At 60.2% G+C, this 6,000-nt stretch carries 3 protein-coding genes and 1 tRNA gene; 1 reads left to right on the top strand and 3 read right to left on the bottom strand.

Features of this window, described 5'->3' with window-relative positions; genetic code table 11:
- Position 1: 1 nt before the first annotated feature.
- A tRNA-Glu gene (locus HU755_RS23810) sits at positions 2-74 on the bottom strand.
- A 384-nt stretch (positions 75-458) separates the two neighbouring features.
- On the opposite strand from HU755_RS23810, the gene HU755_RS23805 reads away from it, so the two are divergent.
- Complete coding sequence (locus HU755_RS23805; protein ID WP_186552579.1) at positions 459-1,217, top strand: hypothetical protein; 759 nt, start codon at positions 459-461, stop codon at positions 1,215-1,217.
- 1,221 nt (positions 1,218-2,438) lie between these two features.
- On the opposite strand, the gene HU755_RS23800 is transcribed toward HU755_RS23805, so the two are convergent.
- Both HU755_RS23800 and HU755_RS23795 read right to left on the bottom strand, forming a co-directional pair.
- A complete protein-coding gene (locus HU755_RS23800) occupies positions 2,439-4,406 on the bottom strand; it encodes a methyl-accepting chemotaxis protein (protein WP_186637125.1) in 1,968 nt (655 codons plus the stop codon).
- A gap of 108 nt (positions 4,407-4,514) precedes the next feature.
- Entirely contained in the window at positions 4,515-5,915 is a 1,401-nt protein-coding gene (locus HU755_RS23795; RefSeq protein ID WP_186637123.1) for a PLP-dependent aminotransferase family protein, read from the bottom strand.
- Positions 5,916-6,000: the final 85 nt, after the last annotated feature.

The following is a 6,000-nucleotide window of genomic DNA, read 5'->3' as shown; positions in this document are numbered from 1 at the left end:
GCGTCCCCTAGGGGACTCGAACCCCTGTTACCGCCGTGAAAGGGCGGTGTCCTAGGCCACTAGACGAAGGGGACACACTACAACATTCACTCCCTGCCGCGTTTCGCTGTGTGCTTTACGCTGCAAGTGGCGCGCATTCTATGGATGGATTGAGAGGTCGTCAACCCCCTGATATAAATTTATTTAAATCAATGACTTCGACCTGCTTTCCGGGCCGCGTAAGGCTTTTCCGTCGTCTGAATCCTGACGCCTATATTCCGCCACACGCCAAGGCGTTATAGTCCACCGCACAGTGATGGCAATCTGCACATCAAGCGCCAGCATTCATATAAGCAGGACGCGGCCGATACAGATTGCAGCAGCTGCTCCGACTCGTCGAGCGGCGCTAGGCGCCCCAATGCCCAGCCACTACACTCGCATGCGAACCCTATAAAGAGGTCTTACCGGTGACACCACTCATGATCACCCTGCTAGTTGTAGCCGGGATCGCAATTCTGATCGCCATTGGCTACATGAACCATGTGGTGGAAAACAACAAACTGGAGAAGGCCCGCACCAAAGTCGAACTCAACGACCGCCTGCGCCGTTGCGGCGAACTGACCGAGACATTCCCCGGCCAATTCATGACACCGGCGCTCAAGCTGTTGCTGACCCGGCTGGAACTGAACGTCTGCCAGCGCCTGCTGAATCTGGAGAAAACCAGTGCGACCACCAAGGCACGCATCAGCGAACTGAGCGCACTGGTCGCCCAGGGCGAATCGATACCGGTCAACAATCCACCGGCACCTATCATGACCGAAGCCAAAGCCAAAGACGTGCGCTTCCTGCTCGAAGCCCTTCACGGCCAAATCACCCGCGCCGCCCACGACGGCTTCCTGCCCCCGAACGAAGCCAAGCACTGGGTCCGTGAAGTCCGGCATATTCTGGTGCTGCTGCACATCGAATTCTTCAACAACCTCGGCCAGCAATCCCTGCAACAAAACCAGCCCGGCCAGGCCCGCCTCGCCTTCGAACGCGGCGTGCAATACCTGCGCAAACAACAGGATCCGCAGATCTACGCCGAACAACTGCAATACCTGGAAAAACTGCTGGCCCGCGCCAATGCCCAGGTCATGGACAAAATTGCGCCGGTTGAAGGTGAAGAGAATCAGCTGACTGCCGGCCTGAAAGATGTCGAAGCGGATGCGGACTGGAAGAAGAAAGTCATTTACGACTAAGCCTGCAAGCTGCCAGAGAAGCCACCGCGAGGTGGCTTTTTTGTGGGCGACGGAATTGACGCAGCAGTAATCCGAAGCCGCCATCGCGAGCAGGCTCACCTCCTACAGTTTGGGGCGGTGTATATCTGCAAGAAACAGGTCGGCTGTCAGGCCGTCTTCGCTGGCAAGCCAGCTCCCACAGAGGTTGAGGGTATCCGGGAGAAAGGAGGTGATTGTGAAGGCGCCATCGCGAGCAGGCTCGCTCCTACAGTTTGGGGCGGTGTACATCTGCAAGAAACAGGTCGGCTGTCAGGCCGCCTTCGCTGGCAAGCCAGCTCCCACAGGGATTGCGGGTATCCGGGATAAATTGGGGCGACTGTGACGACGCCTTCGCGAGCAGGCTCGCTCCTACAGTTTGGGGCGGTGTACATTTGCAAGAAACAGGTCGGCTGTCAGGCCGCCTTCGCTGGCAAGCCAGCTCCCACAGGGATTGCGGGTATCCGGGAGAAATGGGGTGATTGTTACGACGCCTTCGCGAGCAGGCTCGCTCCCACAGTTGAAATGAGTACATCCGCAAGAAACAGGTCGGCTGTCAGGCCGCCTTCGCTGGCAAGCCAGCTCCCACAGGGATTGCGGGTATCTCGAAGAAATGGGGTGATTGTGAAAGCGTCATCGCGAGCAGGCTCGCTCCTACAGTTTGGGGCGGTGTACATCTGCAAGAAACAGGTCGGCTGTCAGGCCGCCTTCGCTGGCAAGCCAGCTCCCACAGAGGTTGCGGGTATCCGGGAGAAAGGAGGTGATTGTGAAGGCGCCATCGCGAGCAGGCTCGCTCCCACAAAAGCAACGCAAAGCAACGCAAACCAGTCCAGCCCCTCGCGGCGAAGCCGCCCCACTCAACACAATGAGCGTTAGCTCGAGTACCGCTCTTGATCGTGGAGCCCGTCGGAAGGCTGAGCGCAGGGATTGATCCGGGCGTGGGAGCGCAGCGACCGTTTGGCGCAGCCAAACACAGCGAGAGGAGGTGCAGCGAAGCAAACCGGAGGCGCTGCGCCCGGATCGATCCCGGAGCGAAGGAACCCCGAGCCCCAGCGAGCGGGCCGAACGTCAGGGCAAAGCCTTTTGGTTCCTTTTTGGCGTCTGAAAAAGGGACTCGCCGTAAGGGCGAAACCGCCAGCCGCAACACCGCAAAAACGGATATTCACCCAAAACCCCAAGAGCCTGGTCGGCCCAAAGGCCGCCAAGTCAAAGCCGAAAATGCCCAACCATGGACTTCAGCTCAACCCCCAACTGCGCCAGTTCAACACTGGAAGCCGCATTCCCGCGCATCGCCACAGAAGAATGATCCGCACTCGCCCGAATACTGGTGACACTGCGATTGATTTCCTCGGCCACCGAACTCTGCTCCTCCGCCGCCGCAGCAATCTGCTGATTCATCTGCTGAATCAACGACACCGCCGCCGCAATGCTGCCCAGCGCACTCTCGGTCTGCAAGGCATCGCTGACCGCCAGCTTCACCAACTCGCCACTGCTGCGAATCTGCTGCACCGACGACTGCGCCGCCGCGCGCAAGGCACTGACCAGTCGCTCGATCTCCTCGGTCGACTGCTGCGTACGCCGTGCCAGCGCGCGAACCTCATCAGCCACCACGGCAAAACCCCTGCCCTGCTCCCCGGCCCGAGCCGCCTCGATCGCCGCGTTCAACGCCAGCAGGTTGGTCTGCTCAGCGACGCTCTTGATCACTCCAAGCACCGTACCGATATTCTGGATTTCGGCGCTGAGGCTTTCGATACTGGAACTGGCCGAGGTGGCCGAATCGGCCAATTGCTCAATACGCTCCATACTTTGCCGCACCACCTGCTGACCGCTCTCGACCTTGCCCTCGGCGGTCTGTGCAGCCTGCGCCGCTTCTTCGGCGTTGCGTGCAACGTCATGCACGGTCGCGGTCATCTGATTCATGGCCGTAGCCACCTGCTCGGTTTCCTCCTTCTGACTGCTGACTTCCAGATTGGTCTGCTCGGTGACCGCCGACAGCGATTGCGCCGAACCGGCCAGGCGCTCGATACCCGCCTGCAAGCCGCTGACAATCGTGCCCAGACCCGCGCCCATCTGCTGCATCGCCAACATCAATTGGCCCATCTCATCACGGCGGTTCACCTCAACCGTCGCCGTCAGATCCCCGGCCGCGATCTGCTGCGCCACCGCAATCACATGGCGCAATGGCGCGACGATCAAGCGTGTGATGACCCATGCAGCGATCAACCCGACCAACAGCGCCAGTGCCGAGGAAGCGATGATCAGCAGGGTGTTTTTCTTCAGCTCGGCCTGCATCGCGGCATCCTCGGCGACATAGGCCTGGTTTACCCGGTCCACCACTTGCGCGGCACGCTGATGCAGTTGTGTGTAAACCGTTTTTTCCTGTGCCAGCAAACCGGTGTACTCCGCCAGTTTGTCGTTGAATCCGGCAATGTGTCCCGACACTTCATTGAGCACGGTCAGATAGCCCTCATCCTTGACCGTGCCTTTCAGCGCTTCGGCCTGCGCCTGTGCCTGTGCGGCCTGTTCGATGTTGCCTTCGCCGGCATTGTCGGCGTCGCCCTTGCGGCTCTGATCGAGACGAACATGCGCTTCGTTCATCGCTTGCAGCATCAGCCGCGATACCTGGCTGACCTGATTCGCCTGCTCGATGAACTGGGCGCCGTCCTTGCCCTCGGTGTCTTTCAAGGTATAGGCACCATCATCGGCCAGCCCGGCTTGCAGCACATCGAGATTGTTGGCCACGCTGGACACCGACCAACTGGCCATTTCCAACGCCAGGTCCTTGGCCTGGCTCAGCGAGACGAACTCGTCAAACGCCTTGCGATAGGCCCCCAGTGCTTGCTCGACATCAGTCATCACCGGCACATTGGCCGGCGTTTGCGCCTTGAGTTCACCGGCCAGGGCCACCAGTCCGTCCACACCTTCACGCAAGGCGTCGGCGGTTTTCGGGCTGCCGCGCAAGGCATATTCCTGTTCGAGCAGGCGCACCTTGAGCAAACCGCTATTGAGCGACGACATCTGCTTCAGCCCGTCGAAACGCAGGCTGATGGTTTGCAGGGACCAGACGCCAATGGCTGCCACCAGTGCGGTCAGCAGTAACACCAGCACAAAGCCGATACCCAGTTTGGTTGCCATACCGAGGTTGGCGAAACGTCCTTGCACGGCGGAAATCATTGCGCGTAGTCCCCAGCCAAAGTCTATTGCCGAAGATTCGCAACGGGCTTGAACCAGCACAAGTCTCTGGCGTCGGAATAATGGCAAAAAGCTACGCCCGCGTCGTTTTCAGAACGCTTGAGGTCGATCCACAGCGGTACTGCGAAAAAACTGTCGGGCGCGCGGGTCACAGGCATAGGCCACATTGATGCGATGCCAATCGCCGGTTTCGCCACTGGGGCTGTAGGCGTCAGCGGCTGACAGCACGACACCGCAGCGTTGAGCCTGTTGGCGCACGCCTTCCTGGTCGTTCATCCGCGAGCGCGCCCAAATGAACAACCCACCAACCGGTTTACCGAAAATCTCCCACTCGGCGTCTTCCAGCGCCTGCAAGGCCGCGGCGCGATCGGCATTCAGGCGCTGGCGCTGGCGCTGCACCAGTTTTCGGTAAGCGCCCGTTGCCATCAGGCTGGTCAATACCGCTTCGCAAAACCTTGAGCAGCCCAGGCCACTGATCATCTTGACCTGAGCCAGCCGCGTGACCAGTTCGCTCTCGGCAACGACAAAGCCGACCCGCAAGGAGCTGCTCAGGGTCTTGGAGAAGCTGCCGACGTAAATCACTCGTCCATCGTCGTCCAGCGCCGCCAGACGCACGCCATTACCGGTGTGCCAATCGGCGTAGACGTCATCTTCGATCACCCGCAAATCGTAAGTCTTGCTCAATTGCAGAATGTGCTGGGCCACGGCAGGCGTGAGGCAACTGCCGGTGGGATTGTGGTGGTGGCTGTTGATGAAGAGCGCGCTGGGTTGATACTGACGCAATAAAGCTTCGAGCATGTCGAGGTCCGGCCCGCTCGGCGTACGCCGGACCTCAAGCATGCGCACCCCATGCAACCGCAGCAGCTCGAACAGCGGCGCATAGCCGGGGGTTTCGACTACCACGCAATCACCGGCATTGAACAAGGTGCGCACGATCAGGTCGAGTGCGTGACTGGCGCCGCCAGTGCTCAACAGCTGCGTGCTGCGCGCCTCGATATTCAAGGTCTTGAGGCGTTTGGCAATTTGTTCGCGCAATGCGGGCAGGCCCAAAGGCGAACTGTAGTTGAACAGACTGGCCATATCGGTACGCGCCACTTCACGCAGTGCATAGCTGAGGTCGTCGGGCTCGCGCCAGCTCTGCGGCAAGCCGCCGGCGCCCAGTTTCAACCCGCCTGCCACTGCGCAGACGGCATCGCACCAGGCGTGTCGCCCAAGGAAAGGCGCCAGCTCTTCATCGGCGTTGAGCGTCGATGGCGATGCCGCCACGACAAACCCCGCGCCCTGCCGTGCCGTCAAAACCCCCTGCGATACCAGACGCTCGCACGCTTCCACCACGCATGACTGGCTAAGCAGATTGCCTCGGGCGATTTGCCGAACGGAGGGCAGACGAGTGGCCGGCGGGACACCGCTCTGCAGGATCCAGTCAGTCAGCCCGTCCACAATCTGCTGTACGACCGGCACCATTGCCTGTCGGTCAATTCTCAATTCCATGAGCGCGCAAACTCCTGTCCGTTTTGCTGGGCGCAGTAAATCACAGCCACGCCGTACAGGCTGTGCGACAACGCCGCCAAAAGCG

Source organism: Pseudomonas sp. SWRI111 (assembly GCF_014268555.1).
GTDB classification, from domain to species: Bacteria; Pseudomonadota; Gammaproteobacteria; order Pseudomonadales; family Pseudomonadaceae; genus Aquipseudomonas; species Aquipseudomonas hamedanensis.
This window is presented reverse-complemented; position numbering and strand designations above follow the sequence as displayed.